The following is a 22,540-nucleotide window of genomic DNA, read 5'->3' as shown; positions in this document are numbered from 1 at the left end:
TGACGATCGCCGCTGGTCCCGGCTCACAGAGCCCCAACAGGGCCTTTTTCCGGGGAAATTCGGGCCGCGACCTGGGAATTCCGCCAGCTTGATCGGCTACACCACGAGAAGGGACGCCATCGATTTATGTGCGGCCGACTCGTATCCGAGCTGTCCGAGACCTGTTGCCCCCAGAGCACATACAGCGCTGACCAAGGCTGCGTCGCATGCGCCTGCCCGTCCGGCCAGGTGCAGTCGGATCCCGCCCACTGAGCTTCCCCCGTTGTGCGGGAGGTCCTGATCAGCTGATCACCTCCCGCACAACAGGTGTGGTGCGATCACCCGTGCGAGTGGCTTTCTGGCAAGGCAAAGCGGCGGGTCCCCAAAAATCGGGAACCCGCCGTTTTCGTTCGGCCCGTCAGGAGAGGAGGGCGTTGAGCCTGCTGAACAGCTGCTCGGCGCGCGAGGCGGTTGCAGGATCGATCTTGGAAAGTAGGGTTGCTTGCTCGCGCAGCAGGTAGGCGGCGGGCTTGTAATGGTTGAACTTGCCGTTCGCGATGCCGTTCTTCTTAAAGAACGCTTCGATCTGACGGACGATCCGCGGGTCCCTGACGTTAAGGTCCGGCGTTGTGATCGGTTGGGGCAGTTGCTGGCTGTAGGACGCGTTCACAAGTTCGAGGTAAAAGCTTTGATCGAAGAGGTCCTCGATGTCAGCGTCGGCGGACCCCGTGAACTCGCTCACCTGGACCAGGCCGTTCTTGCTGAGTTGGCCATTGTCGCGAAGCCGATGGATGGCCCCGACGTCCTTCGTGCTCGAGTCGATGAGGACCGCGACGTTGAGCTTGTTCGCGCCTAGGAGCGTGACGAACGTGGACAGCTTGCCGGCCCCGCCGATGGGCGTCTTCACCCAGCGCGGGTCAAGGCCGGTCGAGCCCTGGGACTCCAGCAGGTCGGTCAGGACGTCCAGATAGATCAGGTCGCTGGGTCCCTCTAGCAGGAGGGTGTCCTCGCCGATGAACAGGGTCTGAGTCATCTCGATACCCATGGCAGTGAGCAACGGAAACGCGGTGTCCTCGTCCGCTTTGAAGATCTCCCCAGAAACCTTCGTGCCGACCTTGTCCTGGTCGATGACGGTGCGAACGCGGTGGAACTGATCGGATGAGACCATGAACGGTGAGTGCGTGGTGTAGAGGATTTGATGATCGGGTGCCAGCCGCTCGTCGATGAGTCGCAGCAGATCCTCCTGGGCGCGGCCGTGGAGGGATAGGCCGGGTTCGTCGAGCAGCAGGACCAGGTTGTTGTCCTCGGCCTCCTCCAACTCGTCGAAGAAGGCGAGGAACGAGAAGAACCAGACGAAGCCGCGGGAGCGATCGTCGAAGGGGACCGAAGCGCGGTGCCGCAAGTTCTTGACCCGGACCTGCAGGATCGGCGCCTCGTTCAACGGTGGTTGCGCTCCCTCCTCAGGAGGCAACACTTCCAGCTCGACCGCCAGCTCCTGGTTCTGGGACCAGTAATCGAACACCTCGTCGGAGATGACGTTGCCCGTGTTCTCGAGTTCGCGGATCAGACGTTCGTGCCGATCGGTGTGCAGGAAGTCGTCAAGGGAGACGTTTGCCATCTTCAGGAGGCTCAGAAGCGCTTGCTCACCCCGCTTCAAGGTGTTCCCGTCCCTGCGCCGGATGAGATCCGGGATCGACACCTTGCCGGGCATGATGTCGTAGTCCGCGAAGTAGACGAACTTCGGCATGCGCGGCCAGGCGTACTCGTCGATCAAGTAGCAGTCCAGGCTGTGGTCGCGCCACCCGCGGATCCGGTTGGCGAGTTCCCGGGCTGCGGCCGGGGCATCCTCAAGAGAGTCGAGTGCCTCAAGGAGGTCCTTCACAGTGTCCGCGCCGTTCAGAATATCCGCCTGGGTAGCGCTCAGGTCGAGCGGACTGCGCAGGTGTTCGACAACCAACGCCTCGTCCTTGTCGAAGGCGATAGTGCGGCCGGCCGCTCGGTAGCCGATCGTGACGGTGAATTCGGGACTCCGCAGGACACCCTTGCCCAGATCGTCTTCGATCTCGGCGACCTCGTCCTCGTCGAGGCGGAAGGTGGCCGTGACCACCGGGATCCGCTCCCCCTCGGGGAGCCTCCGGCGCTCTCGGGTTAGCCGTGCGGGGAAGTCGATGACCTCATCCAACTGAGCCGACTCTTCGACGGGGTTCAGTCGGTAAAGCGCTTGCAGGATCGTGGTCTTGCCCGACTCGTTCTTGCCGACCAAGGCGGTGACGTCGGGTTCGATGTCGAACCGCTGCGAGTCCTCCACCGATCGATACTTCGTTATTTGAGCATTGGTGAGCTTCATGCGCGGACGAGATCCCCCTCTGGAAGGAGGCCTCGGGCAGGTGGGGACGATGACCGGGCCCCCGCGAAGGGGGGCCACATGCTGAAGATGTGGCCTGGACGCCATTCAGGACGAACCTCGGGCGCTCGTCGTCCCGGGCATGCCCGGGGCTGTGTTGAGCTGTGGCAGAAGCGTAGTCCTGAGCACTGACACTGGGGCCCGCCTTTCCGTTCGACCGCGTGCTCCTGGGGCCCGGTGCGTGTACTCCCACCGAGTCCTAAGCTGGCGACGATGTCGTTCAACATCCCGGCGGACGACGCCCGCAGCGAACGCATACGGACAGGCCACCGACCCGCGAGGCGAGATGGTATGGATCTCCCGCGCTCTATCGGGCCGCACCCACGACCTGACCGCGGCCCGCACCCGTCACATCGTGGCCACCTGCTTCCGCCTCGACTTCCCAGCTCTGGCCGACCTCGGCGCCGGCGGCACCTCCGGCAAGCCGACCCGACGCCCGCCCCGCAAGGAGCTCACCCCCGGCAAGATCGCTGAACCGGGCGCACGCCCGGCTCCGGTATCCCGCCGTACGCGGCATGGCCACCCCTCAGGCGCTGGCGCATCTTCCGTCACGCCCGCTGCAGCCCCAACCGCCTGTCGTGAGCAGTCAAAGTCATCCTCACCCTGGAGAAGCAACGCTGAAAGAGCTCATTGCCTGACAGGTGGGGGATGCGTCCGGTAAATCTGTTCGGGTGAACGCCGACGAGCCCCCCGAGGTCAATTGCCAGACCGTCCCCGAGGACGGCCAGAACGCCGCTCCCTTGGGCGGGAAGGTTAAGAACTTCCTCAAGAGGAACTGGCCGAAGGTGGTAGTCGTCGGCGGCGCGGTCGTCGTTGTCGTGGTCGCTTTGGCCCTCCAGCCCGACGAGGAACAGAGCGTCACTGGGTACGCCGAGGGTGCTGAGGGCACTGACTCGGCTGCCGACTCTGCGGTCGTGGACGAGCGACGGAAACCCCCCGTCAAACACGAGGTGGCCGGGCACACGAGGACGCTCGCTGACGGGCGGGTCATTCCTGTGTCGGGTTATGAGCGGGGCGGCTCCTTTGAGGACGACAACCCTAGCGAAGCCGCAGTCTAATCTGGGCGAGGGGCACCACGGCGTCTCATTCCTGTGCAGCGTCGGCGGACGCCCTGCAAAACATCTCTACAATTGAATCTGGCCCGGTTCGCGGGGCTGCTGATGGTGGGGCTCAGCAGTTGAAGAGCAGGTGTCGCAGACCCGGGTGGAATTCTCCTTATTGGGTGTCAGCACGATGACGGGCTCGCCGCAGCGCGCACGCGATGACCGCACCCCGTACCCCCCGCCGCGCCTCCATTCCCCGTCAGCGGATCCCTGCCAGCATCTGGCTTCCCAAGGGCCTCCAGTCTGCCCCGGTCACGGGGCAGCAGAACCCTTCCGCGGCGTTGCCGTTGTGGGCTCTGGACCGAATTCGCACGGAGTTCTGCATCCACCCTCACCGGCCCGAAGTCCCGCAGCGTCGGCTGCTGCATGCTGCCCTGGGTGACACTGCTCCCGGCATGGACGCCCGCGCCTGCTGCACCCAGATGCCCGCTAAATCCGCCTCCGCGTCGGCGAGGGGAGCGAAATTGGTCTTGCTTGCGGAACTCCTTACGCCAAGCCGCGACTTCCACGGTGCCGGCGTGACGGTGGACGACGACGCGGGTTGGCCGGGCTTCTTCCACCGGGCGCACCGCCTCCTGCGTGGCGGTGGCCTGCTGCTGACCGCATCCCGTCAGCACCACGGCAGCGGACGCCTCGCCGACCCCTGCGGTGCTCTGATCGCCTGCGCCCGCACGGCGGGCTTCACGTACCTGCAGCACATCATCGTCGTCCACGCGGCCATGGCCGGCGACTACCTGACCCCCGGCCCGGATGCTCCCGCCTCGGCCCCCGACGACTCGCAGGCCGTGCACCGTCTCCTCCACACCGACCTGCTCGTCTTCCACGCGCCTGAGATCCGCGACTGACCCGGCAGCGAAGGAGTACGCCCGTGCCCGACTCGGTATGGCTGACCGCGCAGACCTGCGCCCGCGTTCAGCGCTCCGGCCGGTACCTACCCGACACCGCCGCGCACCCCGCCAAGATGCTCCCCGCCATCGCCGCCCACGCCGTCACCCACTACACCCGCCCCGGTGACCTCGTCCTGGACCCGATGTGCGGCACCGGCACGACCCTCGTCGAAGCCGCCCACCTGGGTCGCATCGCCGTCGGCGTGGAGTACGAGCCTCGCTGGGCCCGTATCGCCCTTGGCAACCTCCAGCACGCCACCCGCCAAGGGGCCCCCGGCATGGGCCGGGTCTTCCAGGGCGACGCCCGCGATCTGCTCCGCCTCCTCCCCGCGGAGCAGCACGGCCAGGTCGCTCTTGTCGTCACATCACCGCCGTACGGGAACTCCGTCCACGGACAGGTCCGGTCCACCCGTGAAACCGGCCGCCCCAAGATCCAGAAGTTCGACCACCGCTACGGCACCGACCGGGCCAATCTCGCTCACGTTGGCACCGACCGACTCCTGGACGCCTTCACCGCCATCCTCACCCAGTGCCGCCACGCCCTCCGCCCCGGCGGCACCGCCGTGATCACCGCTCGACCCTGGCGCGAACGCGGCGAGCTCGTCGATCTTCCCACGGCCGTCCTGGCTGCCGGGGAAGCCGCAGGCCTCATCCCCACCGAACGCTGCGTCGCCCTTCTCGCCGGCATCCGCGACGGGCGCCTGATTACCCGCCCGTCCTTCTTCCAACTGAAGAACCTCCGCGACGCCCGCGCCCAGGGGCTGCCGCTTCACCTCATCGCCCACGAAGACACCCTGATCTTTCGCCGTCCCAACGCCGGCACCCACTGCACAGCAAAGACCGTCGGGGCAGCTACGCGGCGCTGCAAGGCCCGGTCGGCCACTACCTCAACTGCCGCAGCCTGCCGCACCCGCACGTGCGCCCAGGATGCCGGCCAATGAGGGTCCGCGATCCGCTGGCAGCGGTCCGCTCTCCGCTTTGCTTGATGCGTGCCGAGCAGCCGCAGATGCCCAAGCGTCACGCTCCGCAATCCGGTGCGTGGCGCCGCAACCCGAACGGAAGTGAGCGGCATCCCACCATGTCCGCCGTGGGGCGGCGCGCCGGGCCGCGCCCTTGACGACGTGCCCGAGCCGGAGCGTCCATGGAGCTCGGCCACCCGCATTCCCGGGAAATCGTCAGACCCAGGCCTGGGAGTGCAAGTGACCGTGGAGTACGTCGTCGTCGGTGGGGAGGAATCTCAGGCTCTGGCGCAGCGTCAAGCCGACGCCATCCGGGAGGTGCTGGAGTGGCTGTACGCCCATCGCGGCGCTACGGCCGGCACCGACAGGGCCTGAGCTCCTTCCCCAACTTGTGGAGGGACAACGCATGCCGGAACGCACCCCAAGTGAACCACCTTGGGCTACGTCGCTGCCCGACCGGCCCTGGTCCGCCGCAGCGGGTCTGGAGACCGCTGCTGTACCCGTCAGCGTGCCGGTGGCATGGCTGGGCCGTACGTCCACAGAGGACGCCCAGGACCCCACGTTGTCCCTCCCGCGCCAGCTTCGTAACGCGCGAGCCGCGCTTCCGCCGGGATGGGTGATCGTCGCTCACTTCTACGATGTGGAGTCCGGTCGGAAGGACCTGGACCAAAGGGGCCGTTCCCTGGCGCATCAGCAGTTCGCCATCCCCATCCCGCGTGATGGGGGCATCGCTGATCTCCTCGACGAATCCGAGCGCCCAGACCGCCGTTTTGCGGCCGTTATCTGCGAATCCATCGAACGCGTCGCCCGGCGCACATACTTCGGCACCAAGATCGAGTACGAGTTGGAGCAGGCAGGGGTGGCCCTCTGCGCCGCGGACGAGCCCATCGTCACCGGTCCGAGAGCCAAACGGGCCACCCCCACCCTCACCCGACGCGTCAAGCAGGCCGTTTCCGAGTGGTATGTGCTGCAGATGTTGGAGCTGTCCTGGGACGGCTTCATTGAGCACACACAGCAGGGTTGGAACACAGGGAAGCCGCCCTACGGCTACCTGGCGGAAAAAGTCCCACACCCGGTTCCGGCCCGTCGTGCCGAAGGCCGGACCAAGCACCGGCTCGTTCCGGACCCTGCCCGGGCTGCGGCGGTCACCGAGATCTTTCATCTTCGCGCGCTGGACAAGCTCGGCTATGACGGCATTGCGGATCGCCTCAACCTCGACCTGGTCGCATATCCGCCTCCAGAGCCCACCCGTACAGATGCCGCTCTCGGCCGATGGAGCGGGTCCGCGGTGTGCGAGATCCTCAAAAATCCGAAGTACACCGGCTATCAGGTGTGGAATCGACGAGCGACGAAGAAGGGCGGCCGCAACAACCACTCCTCGGAGTGGGTGTGGTCGCCCCTTCCGACCCACGAGCCCCTCGTGACCCGCGAGTTGTTCGACGCCGTCTGTGTCATGCGGACCGCGCGCCAGGGCTCGCGTTCGGGCGCGGGCAGGAACAGCCACCCGGCGACACGCCGGTCCTATGTGCTGCGATCCTATGTGCGATGCGATCTGTGCGGTCGGCGGATGTTCGGCAAGAGCCGTCACGAGATCCCGTACTACGCCTGCCAGCCCGACCCGAACGAGCACCGAAACCAACCCTGGTTTCCCGCCCACCCGAAGAGCCTATGGATCCGTGAAGAGATCCTTCTCACAGCTGTCGCCCGCTTCTTTGCCACCCGAGTCTTCGGTCCTGACCGCCGAGCCCACCTTCGTACAGCCTTGGAAGCCTCCCGGCGCACCGACGGCCCGGCCGAGCGGATCGCGAGGGAGCGCACCGCCTTGGAGCAGGGCATCGCCACCATCGAGGACCGCCAGGGCCGACTGATCCGGGCACTGGCCGACGCCGGCGCAGCGGCAGGTGGGGGTGGGCAGCCCAGTGAGGAGCCGGACCCGGAGACGGAGCGGGCCTACCGGGACGGCATCCGCAAGGAGCATGCGGCCCTGGGTGCGCAACGGAGAGCGCTGGCCGAGCAGCTCGCCCGGCTTGACGTGCCCGAGCCCGCGGCGCAGCCCGACTACTCCGCACTGGTGGACATGCTTCCGCTTCTTGACGTGGACCTGGCGCTGCTTCCCGAAGAGAAGCAGCGGCGTCTCTATGAAGCCTTCGGGCTGGAGATGCGCTACAACCGGCCGGAGAAGACGCTCACCCTGCAGGTGGCGATCCCGGCGCACCTGGTTGACGAACTGGCGTCCATCACCCGCGAGCTGGACAGCGGGAACAAAAAATCGGGTACCCCTGCCAAGGCAGCGGTACCCGATCATGGCACCCAGATTCCGAAATCGGGACATAATGTCCAGCTTCGGTCCCATGTTCTGGGTGCCCCCGGCAGGATTCGAACCTGCGCACACGGCTCCGGAGGCCGTTGCTCTATCCCCTGAGCTACGGGGGCGTGTCGGCCGCTGTGGCGGCGACGGGTGAAACCTTACCAGCCCAGGAGGGGTGCCCGTGTACACGGTTTCCGGCGGCGGCTGTTGTGGCGCGAGGGACAGAGAAGGGGACCAGAGAAGGGGCAGGGAAGGGGGAGGGAACCGGTGAGCAGGGTCCGCACAGCCCACCCCACCGCCCGCGTCGCCCGCGCCCCCGCCCCCGTCCCCCGGTCGGGGAGGGAATGGGGAAAACGCGGACGCATCCGATCCGGCGCGCCTAGCATCTTCCTGTGCCGGGCGAGTCCGGCCGGGTGCTTGTCGTCGACGACAACAAGGTCATCCGGCAGCTGATCAGGGTCAACCTCGAGCTGGAGGGCTTCGAGGTCGTGACCGCGGCCGATGGTGCCGAGTGCCTGGACGTCGTGCAGCAGGTGCGCCCCGACGTCGTGACCCTCGACGTCGTCATGCCCCGCCTGGACGGCATAAGGACCGCCGCCCGTCTCCGCACCGACCCCCGCACCCATGACGTGCGGATCGTCGTGGTCAGCGCCTGCACCCCGGCCGAGGTCGAGCGTGCCGTCGCCGCCGGGGCCGACGCCTTCCTCGGCAAGCCCTTCGAGCCCGGCGAGCTGCTGAGCGTCGTGCGCCGGCTCGTCGAGAACGCCCCCCGCAGGGGCGCTCCCGCGGCCGCCCCGGGCACCGCGTGACCAGGGATGACCAAAGGGTGAAACCCGTTCGCGCCGCCACCCCCCTCCTCGCCTACCCTTGCGCTCATGACCCCCGCTGAGCTCTCCCGCACCGTGCTCGCCACGGTCCGTCGCGCCGTCGAGGCCGACGAGCTCAGCCTGGCGGGCCCGGTGCCCGAGCGGGTCGTCGTGCGCCGCCCCCCGCGTCCCGGCTGCGGGGACTACGCCACCAACGTGGCCCTGCAACTGGCCCCCCTGACCGGCGTCGCCCCCCTCACCGTCGCCGACGTCATCAGCCGCCGGCTGGCCGCCGCCCCCGGCATCGCCCGGGTGGACGTCGCCGCCCCCGGCTTCCTCAACATCACCCTCCAGGGGGATTCGCACGGCGCCCTCGTCGATCTCGTACGGGCCCAGGGCAGCCGGTACGGCATCGGCGAGCACCCCGTGGCACTCGCGCCCCCGCCCACCGGCGAGCCCCGCGCCGACGCCTACGCCGCCGCCCTGCGCCGTCTCCACGCCGCCACCGGCGTCGAGCCGCCCGCCCGCCGCCCCCACCCCGTACGGCAGACCCGGGACGAGCTGCTGCGCACCCTCGGCGCCGACGCCACCGCCTGGGCCCTGCTGCGCCCGCCCGCCGAGGACGCCCCCCGCACCGACCCCGCGGCGCACCTGCCGCAGCGCGAGGCCAACCCCCTGTTCCTGGTCCGCTACGCCCACGCCCGCAGCCGGGCCCTGCTGCGCGGCGCCCGCGACCTGGGCCTGGCACCCGGCCCCGCCGCGGGTTCCCCGGAGCCCGCGGAGGCCGAACTGCTGGGCCTGATCGCCGACTTCCCCCGCACCGTGGAGGCCGCCGCCCGGCACGGCGCGCCCGACCGGGTGGCGCGGCTGCTGGAGCACACGGCCGACGCCTCCCTCCGTTGCCACGACGCGTGCCCGGCGCTGCCCAAGGGCGAGGAGAAACCCTCGGCCGTTCACGGGGCCCGCCTGGCGCTCGCCGACGCCGCCGGGACCGTGCTCGCCAACGGCCTGACCCTGCTCGGCATCAGCGCCCCCCGCCACCTGTGAGAGTGAAGAGCACGAGACGATGAGCCGTTCCGCACACCCCGCCGGACCCCGTCACGCCGACGTCCTCCCCGAGGGCCACTACGCGGCGCCGCCCGCCGACCTCAACGCCCTCGACCCCCGGGTCTGGGCCCGCACCGTCACCCGGGACGCCGAGGGCGTCGCCACCGTGGGCGGTCTGGACGTGCGCGCCCTCGCCGAGGAGTTCGGCACCCCCGCCTACATCCTGGACGAGGCCGACTTCCGGGCCCGCTGCCGTGCCTGGCGCGAGGCCTTCGGGGAGGACGCCGACGTCTTCTACGCGGGCAAGGCGTTCCTGTCCCGCGCCGTGGTGCGCTGGCTGTACGAGGAGGGCCTCAACCTCGACGTGTGCTCCGGCGGCGAGCTGGCCGTGGCGCTGTCCGCGGGGATGCCGGCCGAGCGGATCGCGCTGCACGGCAACAACAAGACGGGCGCGGAGATCCGCCAGGCGGTCGAGGCCGGGGTGGGGCGGATCGTGCTCGACTCCTTCCAGGAGATCGTCCGGGTGGCGGAGGCCGCCCGGCAGGCGGGCCGCCGGCAGCGGGTTCAGGTCCGCGTCACCGTCGGCGTCGAGGCGCACACCCACGAGTTCATCGCCACCGCGCACGAGGACCAGAAGTTCGGCTTCTCCCTCACCGGCGGGGACGCGGCCGAGGCGGTGCGCCGTGTGCTGCGCCTGGACTCGCTGGAACTGGTCGGCATCCACTCGCACATCGGCTCGCAGATCTTCGACACCTCCGGCTTCGAGGTGGCGGCGCACCGGGTGATCGGCCTGCTGCGGCAGATCCGCGACGAGCACGGGGTGGAGCTGCCCGAGATCGACCTCGGCGGCGGCCTCGGCATCGCCTACACCCCGGACGACGACCCGCGCGAGCCGCAGGAGATCGCCAAGTCGCTGGGGGAGATCGTCACCCGCGAGTGCCGGGGGGCGGAGCTGACCGTGCCGCGGCTGTCGGTCGAGCCGGGCCGGGCGATCGTGGGCCCGACGGCGTTCACCCTGTACGAGGTGGGAACGATCAAGCCCTTGGAGGGGCTGCGGACGTATGTGAGCGTGGACGGCGGGATGTCGGACAACATCCGCACCGCGCTCTACGACGCCGAGTACAGCGTGGCGCTGGTGTCGCGCTCCAGCGACGCCGAGCCGATGCTGACCCGGGTCGTCGGCAAGCACTGCGAGTCGGGCGACATCGTGGTGCGCGACGCCTTCCTCCCCGCCGATCTGGCGCCCGGCGACCTGCTGGCGGTGCCGGCGACGGGGGCGTACTGCCGCTCGATGGCCAGCAACTACAACCACGCCCTGCGCCCGCCGGTGGTCGCCGTCAAGGACGGTGAGGCCCGGGTGATCGTCCGGCGCGAGACGGAGGACGACCTCCTGCGTCTCGACGTCGGCTGACCGGGGGATCTCACATGTAAGAAGACTGGTCTCGCGATCCGGACAGTGCGGGGAAACTCCCGTCCGGTGCGTGAGACTGGGACGGTCCAAAGGCTCGGTAGGAGCCGAAACGCGAAGCGAGGTCGGATGATGCGTACGCGTCCGCTGAAGGTGGCGCTGCTGGGCTGTGGTGTGGTGGGCTCAGAGGTCGCGCGCATCATGACGACGCACGCCGACGACCTCGCCGCGCGGATCGGCGCGCCGGTGGAGCTCGCCGGCATCGCCGTACGGCGGCCCAACCGGGTGCGCGCGGGCGTGCCCGTGGAGCTGCTCACCACGGACGCGACCGCCCTGGTCAAACGCGGGGACATCGACGTGGTCGTCGAGGTGATCGGCGGCGTCGAGCCCGCCCGCTCGCTGATCACCACCGCCTTCGAGCACGGCGCCAGCGTGGTGTCCGCCAACAAGGCGCTGCTGGCCGCGGACGGCGCCGCGCTGCACGCCGCCGCCGTCGAGCACGGGGTGGACCTCTACTACGAGGCCGCGGTCGCCGGCGCCATCCCGCTGATCCGCCCGCTGCGCGAGTCGCTGGCCGGCGACAAGGTCAACCGGGTGCTGGGCATCGTCAACGGCACGACCAACTTCATCCTCGACAAGATGGACACCACCGGCGCCGGCTACTCCGAGGCGCTGGACGAGGCCACCGCCCTTGGGTACGCGGAGGCGGACCCGACGGCCGACGTGGAGGGCTTCGACGCCGCCGCCAAGGCCGCGATCCTGGCGGGCATCGCCTTCCACACCCGGGTGACCATCGGCGACGTCCACCGTGAGGGGATCACCGAGGTCACCGCGGCCGACATCGCCTCGGCCCGGCGGATGGGCTGCACGGTCAAGCTGCTGGCGATCTGCGAGCGCGGCGCCGACGGGCGTTCGGTCTCCGCCCGCGTCCACCCGGCGATGATCCCGCTGACGCATCCGCTGGCCAGTGTGCGCGAGGCGTACAACGCGGTCTTCGTGGAGGCCGCGGCGGCCGGCAGGCTGATGTTCTACGGCCCCGGCGCGGGCGGCTCGCCGACGGCCTCGGCGGTGCTGGGCGACCTGGTGGCGACGTGCCGCAACAAGCTGGCGAACAGCACGGGACCGGGGGAGTCCGCGTACGCGCGGCTCACCGTGAGCCCGATGGGCGACGTCGTGACCCGCTACCACATCAGCCTGGACGTGGCGGACAAACCGGGCGTCCTGGCGCAGGTCGCCACGGTTTTCGCGGAGCACCAGGTGTCGATCGACACGGTGCGGCAGCAGGGGCGGAACCCGGGCGGCGGCGACCAGGCCGCCGCCGAGCAGGGGGACGGCGCGGGAGCGGAGGGCGGGGAGGCCTCGCTGGTGGTCGTCACCCACCGGGCTCCCGACTCGGCGCTGTCGGCGACCGTCGAGGCGCTGCGGGGGCTCGACACCGTCCGGGGCGTGGCCAGCATCATGCGTGTGGAAGGGGAGTGACCAGCATGAACGCAGTGTCCGCCGGCCGGGTTCCGGCCACCCACCAGTGGCGCGGCCTCATCGAGGAGTACCGGGACCGGCTCCCGGTCGGCGCGGCGACCCCGGTGGTCACGCTGCTGGAGGGGGGCACCCCGCTCGTCCCCGCCCAGGTGCTGTCCGAGCGCACGGGGTGCGAGGTGTTCCTGAAGGTGGAGGGCGCCAACCCCACCGGCTCCTTCAAGGACCGCGGCATGACGATGGCGATCTCCAAGGCCAAGGAGGCGGGCGCGCAGGCGGTCATCTGCGCCTCCACCGGCAACACCTCCGCCTCGGCCGCCGCCTACGCGGTGCGGGCCGGGATGGTGTGCGCCGTCCTGGTGCCGCAGGGCAAGATCGCGCTGGGCAAGATGGGCCAGGCGCTGGTGCACGGGGCGCGGATCCTGCAGGTCGACGGCAACTTCGACGACTGCCTGGAGCTCGCCCGCGGCCTGTCCGACAAGTACCCGGTGGCGCTGGTCAATTCGGTGAACCCGGACCGTATCGAGGGTCAGAAGACCGCCGCCTTCGAGATCGTGGACGCGCTCGGCGACGCGCCGGACGTCCATGTGCTGCCGGTCGGCAACGCCGGGAACATCACCGCGTACTGGAGGGGCTACCGCGAATACGCGGCGGACGGCGTGTCGACGCGCCGTCCGCGCATGTGGGGCTTCCAGGCCTCCGGCGCCGCGCCGATCGTGCTGGGCCGGCCGGTGCGCAGTCCGCAGACGATCGCCACCGCGATCCGGATCGGCAACCCGGCCTCCTGGCAGTACGCCGAGGAGGCCCGGGACGAATCCGGCGGCCTGATCGACTCGGTGACCGACCGTCAGATCCTCTCGGCGTACCGGCTGCTCGCCGCGCAGGAGGGCGTCTTCGTCGAGCCGGCCTCCGCCGCGAGCGTCGCCGGGCTGCTGAAGGCCGCCGAGCAGGGCGAGGTCGACCCGGGACAGCGGATCGTCTGCACGGTCACGGGCAACGGCCTCAAGGACCCCGACTGGGCGGTGGCCGGCGCACCGCCGCCCATCACCGTTCCGGTGGACGCCGACGCGGCCGCGGAGCGGCTCGGGCTGCGCTGACCTCGGGGTGGCGGGGTGGGCGCGGCCCGTGCCGCGCCCGCCCCCCCGTGCGACGGCAGGGGCGCACGGTTCACGCGCGACACGCATCACGCGCTGTTTGTGCGCCCTATGTCGCAGGAGAACCTTCCTTCGATAGGCTGACCTCACACCGGCGCCGCCGCACGCCGTTTTGGCCCATGCCATGGGCGTCCCCGTCGCGGGATCCCCTTGGTACGGTCCCCAAGTCCTCGCCGCCGTACGGCAAGCATGCCGCGGCGCCGCGAGGCAGAAACGCCCTTGAAGCAAGGAGAGTCGTCGAACGATGGCCGGACCAGCCTTCCGCGCCGCCGCCGTCCGAGTGCGCGTCCCCGCGACGAGCGCCAACCTCGGACCGGGCTTCGACGCCTTCGGCCTGGCGCTCGGACTCTACGACGACGTCGTGGTGCGGGTGGCCGATTCCGGTCTGCACGTCGACATCGCCGGCGAAGGCGCCGACTCCCTCTCCCGCGACGAGAACCACCTGGTCGTACGGTCCCTGCGGACCGCCTTCGACGCGCTCGGCGGACAGCCGCGCGGCCTGGAGGTGGTGTGCGCCAACCGCATCCCGCACGGCCGCGGCCTCGGCTCCTCCTCCGCCGCCATCTGCGCCGGCATCATGGCCGCCCGCGCCGTGACGATAGGCGGGCAGGACAGGCTCGACGACGCCGCGCTGCTGGAGCTGGCCAACGAGATCGAGGGCCACCCGGACAATGTCGCCGCCTGTCTGCTCGGCGGCTTCACACTGGCCTGGACTGAGGGCGGGGCGGCCCACGCGGTCCGGATGGATCCCTGCGCGTCAGTCGTTCCGGTGGTCTTCGTACCCGACCGTCCGGTGCTGACCGAGACCGCGCGGGGCCTGCTGCCGCGCAGCGTCCCGCATGTGGACGCCGCGGCCAACGCGGGTCGCGCCGCACTTCTCGTCGAGGCCCTCACCCGGCGCCCCGACCTGCTGCTCCCCGCCACCGAGGACCGGTTGCACCAGGAGTATCGGGCGACCGCGATGCCGGAGAGCACGGCACTGGTCAACCGGCTGCGCGGCGAGGGCGTGCCCGCCGTCATCTCGGGTGCGGGGCCCACGGTGCTGGCGCTCGCGGACGAGGGTACCGCCGACAAGGTCTCCCGGCTGGCGGGTGAGGGGTGGGCGGCGAACCGTCTGGCCCTCGACGCGGCAGGGGCGAGTGTGCTGCCGCTGGCTGTGGGGCAGTGACACGATTGCAGGTCGTAGAGAGGGGGAATGTTTGTTGGATCCGGTAGTGTTAATCTCATTGCTGCACCCGTGGACTCAGGCGCCCGTTTGTTGTTCCTGTTGTCCCGGTGCCCTGTGTCCCGCATCGGGACCGCCCATTCTTCCGGGAGCCTCCCACACCGCATAGGCAGCCTGCCTGGCAGTGTCGAGCACGCTCCGGAGACGGCGCGGGTGACATTTCACCCGAGAGTGAACTCTCACCTCGCCGGTAACTGTGTTTTTGTTCCACATCATCTCCTCCGCCGTCAGGCGGACCACCGCCCCGGGTCCGGCGCAAGCGCTAAGGACCGGATCCGGACAGCACGACCGGTCGCCGAGCCAGACAGGCCGACGTCCGCTCCAGGGAAGGACCCTTCGTGAGCGACACCACCGATCTGATGGGCGTACGCGCAGACAGCCCTGTCGCCGCGTCCGATGCTGCCGCGCCTGCCACCGGTGCTGCCACCGCCCCCGCCGCGCGGCGCCGCCGCACGGGTACCGGACTCGAGGGCATGGTCCTGGCCGAGCTGCAGCAGCTCGCGTCCGGTCTGGGCATCAAGGGCACCGCGCGGATGCGCAAGAGCCAGCTCATCGAGACCATCAAGGCCGCGCAGTCCGGCGGCGGCGCCAAGGCCTCCGCCGACGGCGCGCCCGTTGCCGAGAAGCCGAAGCGCCGCGCCACCTCCCGCGCCCGTACGGGTGAATCGGCCGAGGCCGGGAACCAGGGCGGCGAGCAGCAGCCGAAGCAGATCGAGATCCCCGGCCAGCCGGCCGGCGAGAAGGCCGCACCCGCGGTCAAGGCCAAGGCGGAGCCCGCCAAGGCCGAGCAGTCCGCCGACGGCCGCGCCGACGGTCGTGGCGAGGCCCGCGCCGAGGCCGCCGTGGACACCGCCGAGGGCAAGTCCGGCGAGGGCAGGGGCGGCGACGACCGCCGCGAGAGCCGCCGCGACCGTCAGCGGGACCGTCAGCGCGACCGCCGCAAGGGCGGCGAGGACGGCGGCCAGCAGCGTCAGCAGCAGGGCGGGGGCCAGGGCCAGCAGCAGGGCGGTGGCGCCCAGGGCGGCGGCCAGCAGGACGACGACGAGTTCGACGGCGGCGGCCGCCGCCGCCGGGGCCGCTACCGCGACCGCCGCGGCCGCGGCGGCAACCGCCGCGACGACTTCGCGGGCGAGCCGCAGGTCGGCGAGGACGACGTCCTGATCCCGGTCGCCGGCATCCTGGACATCCTGGACAACTACGCGTTCATCCGGACCTCCGGTTACCTGCCGGGCCCGAACGACGTGTACGTCTCGCTCGCCCAGGTGCGCAAGAACGGCCTGCGCAAGGGCGACCACGTCACGGGCGCCGTGCGCCAGCCCAAGGACGGCGAGCGCCGCGAGAAGTTCAACGCGCTGGTGCGCCTGGACTCCGTCAACGGCATGGCCCCGGAGAGCGGCCGCGGCCGCCCGGAGTTCAACAAGCTCACCCCGCTGTACCCGCAGGAGCGGCTGCGGCTGGAGAACGAGCCCGGCCAGCTGATCACCCGGATCATCGACCTGGTCGCCCCGATCGGAAAGGGCCAGCGCGGCCTGATCGTGGCCCCGCCGAAGACCGGCAAGACGATCATCATGCAGGCCATCGCCAACGCGATCACCCGCAACAACCCCGAGTGCCACCTGATGGTCGTCCTCGTCGACGAGCGTCCGGAAGAGGTCACCGACATGCAGCGGTCGGTCAAGGGCGAGGTCATCTCCTCGACCTTCGACCGCCCCGCCGAGGACCACACCACCGTCGCCGAGCTCGCCATCGAGCGGGCCAAGCGGCTGGTGGAGCTGGGCCACGACGTCGTCGTCCTGCTCGACTCCATCACCCGTCTGGGCCGCGCGTACAACCTCGCGGCGCCCGCCTCCGGCCGCATCCTGTCCGGTGGTGTCGACTCGACCGCGCTCTACCCGCCGAAGCGCTTCTTCGGCGCCGCGCGCAACATCGAGGACGGCGGCTCGCTGACCATCCTGGCCACCGCGCTGGTCGAGACCGGCTCGCGCATGGACGAGGTGATCTTCGAGGAGTTCAAGGGCACCGGCAACATGGAGCTCAAGCTCGACCGCAAGCTCGCCGACAAGCGGATCTTCCCCGCGGTGGACGTCGACCCGTCCGGTACCCGCAAGGAGGAGATCCTGCTGGCTCCGGACGAGCTGAACATCGTCTGGAAGCTGCGCCGGGTGCTGCACGCGCTCGACTCGCAGCAGGCGATCGAGCTGCTGCTGGACAAGATGAAGCAGACCAAGTCCAACGCCGAGTTCCTGATGCAGATCGCCAAGACCACCCCGGGTGGCAACAACGACTGACGCTCCGGCGTCGGCCCGGTGAAGGAGGCCGGCCCCGTCACTTCGGTGACGGGGCCGGCCTTCGGTCGTTGATCGCCCCCGGCCGTCCTTGGCCTCCGGCTGTTCGCTGCCCGCGGCCGTCGGCTGTCTCCGGCGCCTTGGCCTGCGGCCGTCCGCTGTTGGCGTCACCCCCGGCCGCCTCCGGCTGTCTGCCGGCACTGGTCGTCGGCTGTCCGCGGCCGCTGCCTCCGGCGCCTCGGCCTGCGGCCATCCGCTACAGCCCTCGCCCCAGGCTGCCCCCGGCCGTCCTTGGCCTCCGGCAGTTCGCTGCCTCCGGTTCCCCGGCCTCCGGCCGTCCGCCGCCCCCTCGCCCACGGCCGCCCGCGGTCTCCCCGGCACCGACCGGATGGCTCTCACCTGCGGCGTATCCGGCGCGTCCGCGGGCGGGGCGGCCCCCGGCGCGCTGTCATTGCCCTGTGCGCGGATCCCTCCCATGGCTGATCAGATGCGGAACGGGGTATTCCTGCGACAAGGAGCAGATCAGGACAGAGGAGCCGATGCCCGAGCACGCGGAGGACGGACGAGCCCACCGGGGACGCCCGCGCAGCCCACGCCGCCGGGCCCTGCGGATCACCGCCTGGGTCGTGGCGTCGTTCCTGGTGCTGACCACCACCGCCGCCGGGTGCCTGTACCTCAAGCTCAACGGCAACATCCGGGGCATCGACATCAACGCCCTTCTCGGGCGCGACCGCCCGGCCGACGTCGACAACGGCTCGATGGACATCCTCGTCCTCGGCTCCGACTCCCGCTCGGGCGGCAACCAGAGGGCCGGCGGCGGCCAGGACGACGGGACCGCCCGCTCCGACACCGCGATGATCGTCCACGTCTACCAGGGGCACCAGCGGGCGAGCGTGGTCAGCATCCCCCGCGACACCCTCGTCGACCGGCCCGCCTGCGCCCGGCCCGGCGGCGGCACCGCCCCCGCCCGGCAGGGCGAGATGTTCAACGAGGCGTATGCGATCGGCGGCCCCGCCTGCGCGGTCAAGACGGCCGAGACGATGACCGGCATCCGCATGGACCACTACATCGAGATCGACTTCGTCGGCTTCCAGCACCTCATCGACGCCCTCGGCGGGGTCACCGTCACCACCAGCCAGGCCATCGACGACAGCCGCAGCCATCTGCACCTGCCGGCCGGCACCCACCACCTGGACGGCAAGCAGGCCCTCGGCCTGGTCCGCACCCGCCACGGGGTCGGGGACGGCAGCGACCTGGGCCGGATAAGGCTGCAGCAGGCCTTTCTGAAGGCCCTGGTGGACCGGGTCGACGGGATCGGGCTGCTGAGCTCGCCGACCCGGCTCTACGAGATCGCCGACACCGCCACCGGCGCCATCACCACCGACTCGGAGCTGGCGTCGGTCAAGAAGCTGGTCTCCCTCGGGGAGAGCCTGAAGGGCCTGGGCTCGCAGGACATCGGCATGGTCACCATGCCGGTGCGCTACGACCCCGCCGACCCCAACCGCGTCCTGCCGATCACCGACCAGGCGGAGCGGATCTGGGCCGCCCTGCGGGCCGACAAGCCGATTCCCGCCTCCGCCACCAAGGGCTCGGCCGGTGACGACGTCGACACGGGCGGTGTGGTGCGCAGCGCCGTGCGGCAGCCCGCCGAGCGCGCGGAATAGATCACCACGGCCCCCGGTTTGGGCAGATGCGGCCAGTGCTGGCAGACTGGTCCGTCGGCCCCGGTTCACGTGACGCAAGCCCGCTGCACGACCCGGGACCCTCCCGAACACTAGGAGAATCCCTTGAAGCGCGAAATCCACCCGGAGTACGTGGAGACGCAGGTCAGCTGCACCTGCGGCAACTCCTTCACCACCCGTAGCACCGTCACCGGCGGCGTCATCCGCGCCGACGTGTGCTCCGCGTGCCACCCGTTCTACACGGGCAAGCAGAAGATCCTCGACACCGGTGGCCGCGTGGCCCGCTTCGAGGCCCGCTTCGGCAAGGCGGCCGGGTCCGCCAAGAAGTAGCGACCCGAGAGCGCCGGTCCGCGGCCGCCCGGATATCCTCCGGCGGCCGGACCGGCGCTTTGTCGTCCCAGGCTGGTACACCGGCGTTCACCCCTTTCAAAAGCAGGGATCCTGATGTTCGAGGCGGTCGAGGAACTGATCGGCGAGTACGCCGACCTCGAGAAGAAGCTTGCCGACCCGGCGGTCTTCGCCGACCAGGCCAACGCACGCAGGCTCAACAAGCGCTACGCCGAACTGACCCCCATCATCGGCACCTACCGCGGCTGGAAGCAGGCCGGCGAGGACATCGAGACCGCCCGGGAACTGGCCGCGGACGACCCCGAGTTCGCCTCCGAGGTCAAGGACCTGGAGCGGCACCGCGAGGAGCTCACCGACAAGCTGCGGCTGCTGCTCGTCCCGCGCGACCCCAGCGACGACAAGGACGTGATCCTCGAGGTCAAGGCCGGCGAGGGCGGCGAGGAGTCGGCGCTGTTCGCGGGCGACCTGCTGCGGATGTACCTGCGCTACGCCGAGCGCCTGGGCTGGAAGACCGAGATCATCGACGCCAACGCCTCCGACCTCGGCGGTTACAAGGACGTCCAGGTCGCGGTGAAGACCAAGGGCACCGCGGAACCCGGCCAGGGCGTCTGGGCCCGGCTGAAGTACGAGGGCGGCGTGCACCGCGTCCAGCGCGTGCCGGCCACCGAGTCGCAGGGCCGCATCCACACCTCCGCCGCCGGCGTGCTGGTCACCCCGGAGGCCGAGGAGGTCGAGGTCGAGATCGGCCCCAACGACCTGCGCATCGACGTCTACCGCTCCTCCGGCCCCGGCGGCCAGTCGGTCAACACCACCGACTCCGCTGTCCGCATCACCCACCTGCCCACCGGCATCGTCGTCTCCTGCCAGAACGAGAAGAGCCAGCTGCAGAACAAGGAGCAGGCGATGCGCATCCTGCGCTCCCGGCTGCTGGCCGCCGCGCAGGAGGAGGCCGAGCGCGAGGCCTCCGACGCCCGCCGCAGCCAGGTGCGCACCGTGGACCGCAGCGAGCGCATCCGCACGTACAACTTCCCGGAGAACCGCATCTCCGACCACCGCGTCGGCTTCAAGGCGTACAACTTGGACCAGGTCCTCGACGGAGACCTGGACGCGGTGATCCAGGCCTGCGTCGACGCCGATTCGGCGGCCAAGCTGGCGGCCGCGGGCGACGGAAGCTGAACCGGAGGCGGAGAACGTGAACCTGCTGCTCGCCGAGGTCGCCCAGGCGACCCAGCGGCTGGCCGACGCCGGCGTCCCCTCGCCGCGGTTCGACGCGGAGGAGCTCGCGGCGTATGTGCACGGGGTGAAGCGGGGTGCGCTGCACACCGTCGCCGACGCCGACTTCGACGCGCGCTACTGGGAGGCCGTGGCCCGCCGCGAGGCCCGTGAGCCGCTGCAGCACATTACGGGCCGCGCGTTCTTCCGCTATCTGGAACTCCAGGTCGGCCCCGGGGTGTTCGTGCCCCGCCCGGAGACCGAGTCGGTCGTCGGGTGGGCCATAGACGCCGTGCGCGCCATGGACGTCGCCGAGCCGCTCATCGTCGACCTGTGCACCGGGTCGGGCGCCATCGCGCTCGCCCTGGCGCAGGAGGTGCCGCGCAGCCGGGTGCACGCGGTGGAGCTGTCCGACGAGGCGCTGGTGTGGGCCCGCAAGAACGTCGAGGGCAGCAAGGTCGACCTGCGGCAGGGGGACGCCCTGGAGGCCTTCCAGGACCTCAACGGCCAGGTGGACCTGGTGATCTCCAATCCGCCCTACATCCCGCTCACCGAATGGGAGTACGTGGCGCCGGAGGCCCGCGACCACGACCCCGAGATGGCGCTGTTCTCCGGTGAGGACGGCCTGGACACCATCCGCGGCATCGAGCGCACCGCGCACCGGCTGCTGCGGCCCGGCGGGGTCGTCGTCATCGAGCACGCCGACACCCAGGGCGGCCAGGTGCCCTGGATCTTCACCGAGGAGGCCGGCTGGGCGGACGCCGCCGACCACCCCGACCTCAACAACCGCCCCCGGTTCACCACCGCCCGCAAGGCGACGCCGTGACAACGGCGCCACACGTCATGGAGGTCTGCTGATGGCACGGCGTTACGACTGCTCGGACGTGACGGACCGGGCTGCCGGACTGCGCGAGGCCGCGTCCGCCGTACGCCGCGGCGAGCTCGTGGTGCTGCCCACCGACACCGTCTACGGGATCGGCGCGGACGCGTTCAACGCCGAGGCCGTCGGCGACCTGCTGGAGGCCAAGGGCCGGGGCCGGGGTATGCCCTCGCCCGTGCTGGTCGGCTCCCCGAACACCCTGCACGGCCTGGTCACCGACTTCAGCGAGCACGCCTGGGAGCTGGTCGACGCCTTCTGGCCGGGTGCGCTCACCCTCGTCGCCCGGCACCAGCCGTCGCTGCAGTGGGACCTGGGGGACACCCGGGGCACCGTCGCCGTCCGCATGCCGCTGCACCCGGTCGCCATCGAACTGCTGACCGAGACCGGTCCGATGGCGGTCTCCAGCGCCAACCTGACCGGCCACCCCTCGCCGCAGGACTGCGACGCGGCGCAGGAGATGCTGGGCGACTCCGTCGCGATCTACCTCGACGGCGGTCCGACGCCCGCGGCCGTGCCGTCCTCCATCGTGGACGTCACCGGCAAGGTGCCCGTCCTGCTGCGGGCGGGCGCGATCAGCGCGGAGCAGCTCCGCGAGGTCGTACCCGACCTGGAGGCCGGCAATTGACACCGCCCATACCCGGGCAGTGGGATCACGGTGAGCGCCCGTTCCGCATCCTCCACGTCTGCACCGGCAACGTCTGCCGCTCGCCGATGGCCGAGCGGCTGACCCGGCACGAGCTGGCGCTGCGCCTCGGTGACGGCGCCGCGGGCATCGTGGTGGAGAGCGCCGGCACCTGGGGGCACGAGGGCGCGCCCATGGAGGCGCACGCCGCGACGGTGCTCGCGGAGTACGCCGCCGACCCGACGGGGTTCCTCGGGCGTGAACTCCTCGACGACCATGTGATCGACGCCGACCTCGTGCTGACCGCGACCCGCGACCACCGCGCCCAGGTGATCTCCATGGGGCACGCGGCGGGGCTGCGCACCTTCACGCTCAAGGAATTCACCCGGCTGGTGAAGGCGATAGACCCGGCGACGCTGCCGGAGGGCAGTGTGACCGAGCGGGCGCGCTCCCTGGTGCGCGCCGCCGCGGCGTTGCGCGGGTGGCTGCTGGCGCCCACCGCCGACGCGGACGAGGTGCACGACCCCTACGGCGCCCCGCTGACGTTCTTCCGCAGCATCGGCGAGGAGATCCACGACGCGCTGGACCCCGTCCTGACCGCGCTCACCGGGGTCCCGGCGCCGACCGCCTGACGCCGACCGCCCGACGCACACCGCACACCGCCCGACGCACACCGCGCGGCGGCTCGGGCGGAAGGTCCGGCCGTGCCGCGGCGGCATCCCGTCGCACCCGTCTCCTGTCGTACCCGCACCCCG

The 22,540-nt window shown here is 70.6% G+C and carries 19 protein-coding genes, 1 tRNA gene and 1 pseudogene; 18 read left to right on the top strand and 3 right to left on the bottom strand.

Annotated elements, in window-relative coordinates; translation table 11 throughout:
• Nucleotides 1-397: 397 nt before the first annotated feature.
• On the bottom strand, nt 398-2,326 hold the full coding sequence (locus AC3ET4_RS09245; protein ID WP_431947890.1) for an ATP-dependent nuclease: 1,929 nt from the start codon (nt 2,324-2,326) through the stop codon (nt 398-400).
• Between the two features lie 728 nt (nt 2,327-3,054).
• On the opposite strand from AC3ET4_RS09245, the gene AC3ET4_RS09240 reads away from it, so the two are divergent.
• The 5 genes and pseudogenes from AC3ET4_RS09240 to AC3ET4_RS09220 form a co-directional block, all read left to right on the top strand.
• Nucleotides 3,055-3,441: a hypothetical protein gene (locus AC3ET4_RS09240; RefSeq protein WP_431947888.1), complete on the top strand. Its 387-nt coding sequence runs from the start codon at nt 3,055-3,057 to the stop codon at nt 3,439-3,441.
• A gap of 563 nt (nt 3,442-4,004) precedes the next feature.
• Nucleotides 4,005-4,331, top strand: a complete 327-nt coding sequence (locus AC3ET4_RS09235) for a hypothetical protein (protein WP_431947886.1) — start codon at nt 4,005-4,007, stop codon at nt 4,329-4,331.
• A gap of 23 nt (nt 4,332-4,354) precedes the next feature.
• The gene (locus tag AC3ET4_RS09230; RefSeq protein WP_431947884.1) at nt 4,355-5,314 is read left to right on the top strand and encodes a TRM11 family SAM-dependent methyltransferase; all 960 of its coding nucleotides are present in this window, start codon (nt 4,355-4,357) and stop codon (nt 5,312-5,314) included.
• A 258-nt stretch (nt 5,315-5,572) separates the two neighbouring features.
• Complete coding sequence (locus AC3ET4_RS09225) at nt 5,573-5,707, top strand: hypothetical protein (RefSeq protein WP_431947882.1); 135 nt, start codon at nt 5,573-5,575, stop codon at nt 5,705-5,707.
• Between the two features lie 31 nt (nt 5,708-5,738).
• Nucleotides 5,739-6,734: pseudogene (locus AC3ET4_RS09220) on the top strand (recombinase family protein); the annotation flags it as partial.
• A gap of 264 nt (nt 6,735-6,998) precedes the next feature.
• On the opposite strand, the gene AC3ET4_RS09215 reads toward AC3ET4_RS09220, so the two are convergent.
• Together AC3ET4_RS09215 and AC3ET4_RS09210 are read right to left on the bottom strand one after the other, a co-directional pair.
• Nucleotides 6,999-7,637, bottom strand: a complete 639-nt coding sequence (locus AC3ET4_RS09215; RefSeq protein WP_431947880.1) for a hypothetical protein — start codon at nt 7,635-7,637, stop codon at nt 6,999-7,001.
• 56 nt (nt 7,638-7,693) lie between these two features.
• Nucleotides 7,694-7,765, bottom strand: a tRNA-Arg gene (locus AC3ET4_RS09210).
• Nucleotides 7,766-8,032: 267 nt separating this feature from the next.
• On the opposite strand from AC3ET4_RS09210, the gene AC3ET4_RS09205 reads away from it, so the two are divergent.
• From AC3ET4_RS09205 to AC3ET4_RS09145, 13 genes are all read left to right on the top strand, one after another.
• Nucleotides 8,033-8,449 carry a response regulator gene (locus tag AC3ET4_RS09205; protein ID WP_431947878.1) on the top strand — a complete coding sequence of 139 codons (417 nt, stop codon included), beginning with the start codon at nt 8,033-8,035 and terminating at the stop codon, nt 8,447-8,449.
• Nucleotides 8,450-8,515: 66 nt separating this feature from the next.
• Nucleotides 8,516-9,493: an ArgS-related anticodon-binding protein NrtL gene (gene nrtL / locus AC3ET4_RS09200; protein WP_431947876.1), complete on the top strand. Its 978-nt coding sequence runs from the start codon at nt 8,516-8,518 to the stop codon at nt 9,491-9,493.
• Between the two features lie 19 nt (nt 9,494-9,512).
• Nucleotides 9,513-10,904: a diaminopimelate decarboxylase gene (gene lysA, locus AC3ET4_RS09195; RefSeq protein WP_431947874.1), complete on the top strand. Its 1,392-nt coding sequence runs from the start codon at nt 9,513-9,515 to the stop codon at nt 10,902-10,904.
• A 126-nt stretch (nt 10,905-11,030) separates the two neighbouring features.
• Nucleotides 11,031-12,380, top strand: coding sequence for a homoserine dehydrogenase (locus AC3ET4_RS09190; protein WP_431947872.1), 1,350 nt, complete (start codon nt 11,031-11,033; stop codon nt 12,378-12,380).
• A 5-nt stretch (nt 12,381-12,385) separates the two neighbouring features.
• Nucleotides 12,386-13,474: a threonine synthase gene (gene thrC, locus AC3ET4_RS09185; protein WP_431947870.1), complete on the top strand. Its 1,089-nt coding sequence runs from the start codon at nt 12,386-12,388 to the stop codon at nt 13,472-13,474.
• A gap of 301 nt (nt 13,475-13,775) precedes the next feature.
• Entirely contained in the window at nt 13,776-14,699 is a 924-nt protein-coding gene (thrB, locus tag AC3ET4_RS09180; RefSeq protein WP_431947868.1) for a homoserine kinase, read from the top strand.
• A 395-nt stretch (nt 14,700-15,094) separates the two neighbouring features.
• On the top strand, nt 15,095-17,044 hold the full coding sequence (rho, locus tag AC3ET4_RS09175) for a transcription termination factor Rho (RefSeq protein WP_431947867.1): 1,950 nt from the start codon (nt 15,095-15,097) through the stop codon (nt 17,042-17,044).
• A gap of 536 nt (nt 17,045-17,580) precedes the next feature.
• Nucleotides 17,581-18,705, top strand: a complete 1,125-nt coding sequence (locus AC3ET4_RS09170; RefSeq protein ID WP_431947865.1) for an LCP family protein — start codon at nt 17,581-17,583, stop codon at nt 18,703-18,705.
• A gap of 123 nt (nt 18,706-18,828) precedes the next feature.
• Nucleotides 18,829-19,053 carry a 50S ribosomal protein L31 gene (rpmE, locus tag AC3ET4_RS09165; protein ID WP_431947863.1) on the top strand — a complete coding sequence of 75 codons (225 nt, stop codon included), beginning with the start codon at nt 18,829-18,831 and terminating at the stop codon, nt 19,051-19,053.
• Between the two features lie 114 nt (nt 19,054-19,167).
• A complete protein-coding gene (prfA, locus tag AC3ET4_RS09160) occupies nt 19,168-20,247 on the top strand; it encodes a peptide chain release factor 1 (protein WP_431947861.1) in 1,080 nt (359 codons plus the stop codon).
• Between the two features lie 16 nt (nt 20,248-20,263).
• Nucleotides 20,264-21,109 carry a peptide chain release factor N(5)-glutamine methyltransferase gene (gene prmC / locus AC3ET4_RS09155; RefSeq protein WP_431947859.1) on the top strand — a complete coding sequence of 282 codons (846 nt, stop codon included), beginning with the start codon at nt 20,264-20,266 and terminating at the stop codon, nt 21,107-21,109.
• A gap of 31 nt (nt 21,110-21,140) precedes the next feature.
• A complete protein-coding gene (locus tag AC3ET4_RS09150; protein ID WP_431947857.1) occupies nt 21,141-21,788 on the top strand; it encodes an L-threonylcarbamoyladenylate synthase in 648 nt (215 codons plus the stop codon).
• Nucleotides 21,785-22,417: an arsenate reductase/protein-tyrosine-phosphatase family protein gene (locus AC3ET4_RS09145; protein ID WP_431947855.1), complete on the top strand. Its 633-nt coding sequence runs from the start codon at nt 21,785-21,787 to the stop codon at nt 22,415-22,417. Before AC3ET4_RS09150 ends, AC3ET4_RS09145 begins: the two co-directional genes overlap by 4 nt.
• Nucleotides 22,418-22,540: the final 123 nt, after the last annotated feature.

The organism is Actinacidiphila sp. bgisy167 (assembly GCF_057707665.1).
This window is presented reverse-complemented; position numbering and strand designations above follow the sequence as displayed.

Coding starts and splice junctions, on each gene's coding strand:
- AC3ET4_RS09245 (WP_431947890.1), bottom strand. CDS start 2,326: ATGAAGCTCACCAATGCTCAAATAACGAAGTATCGATCGGTGGAGGAC.
- AC3ET4_RS09215 (WP_431947880.1), bottom strand. CDS start 7,637: ATGATCGGGTACCGCTGCCTTGGCAGGGGTACCCGATTTTTTGTTCCC.
- nrtL (WP_431947876.1), top strand. CDS start 8,516: ATGACCCCCGCTGAGCTCTCCCGCACCGTGCTCGCCACGGTCCGTCGC.
- lysA (WP_431947874.1), top strand. CDS start 9,513: ATGAGCCGTTCCGCACACCCCGCCGGACCCCGTCACGCCGACGTCCTC.
- AC3ET4_RS09190 (WP_431947872.1), top strand. CDS start 11,031: ATGATGCGTACGCGTCCGCTGAAGGTGGCGCTGCTGGGCTGTGGTGTG.
- thrC (WP_431947870.1), top strand. CDS start 12,386: ATGAACGCAGTGTCCGCCGGCCGGGTTCCGGCCACCCACCAGTGGCGC.
- thrB (WP_431947868.1), top strand. CDS start 13,776: ATGGCCGGACCAGCCTTCCGCGCCGCCGCCGTCCGAGTGCGCGTCCCC.
- AC3ET4_RS09170 (WP_431947865.1), top strand. CDS start 17,581: ATGCCCGAGCACGCGGAGGACGGACGAGCCCACCGGGGACGCCCGCGC.
- prfA (WP_431947861.1), top strand. CDS start 19,168: ATGTTCGAGGCGGTCGAGGAACTGATCGGCGAGTACGCCGACCTCGAG.
- AC3ET4_RS09150 (WP_431947857.1), top strand. CDS start 21,141: ATGGCACGGCGTTACGACTGCTCGGACGTGACGGACCGGGCTGCCGGA.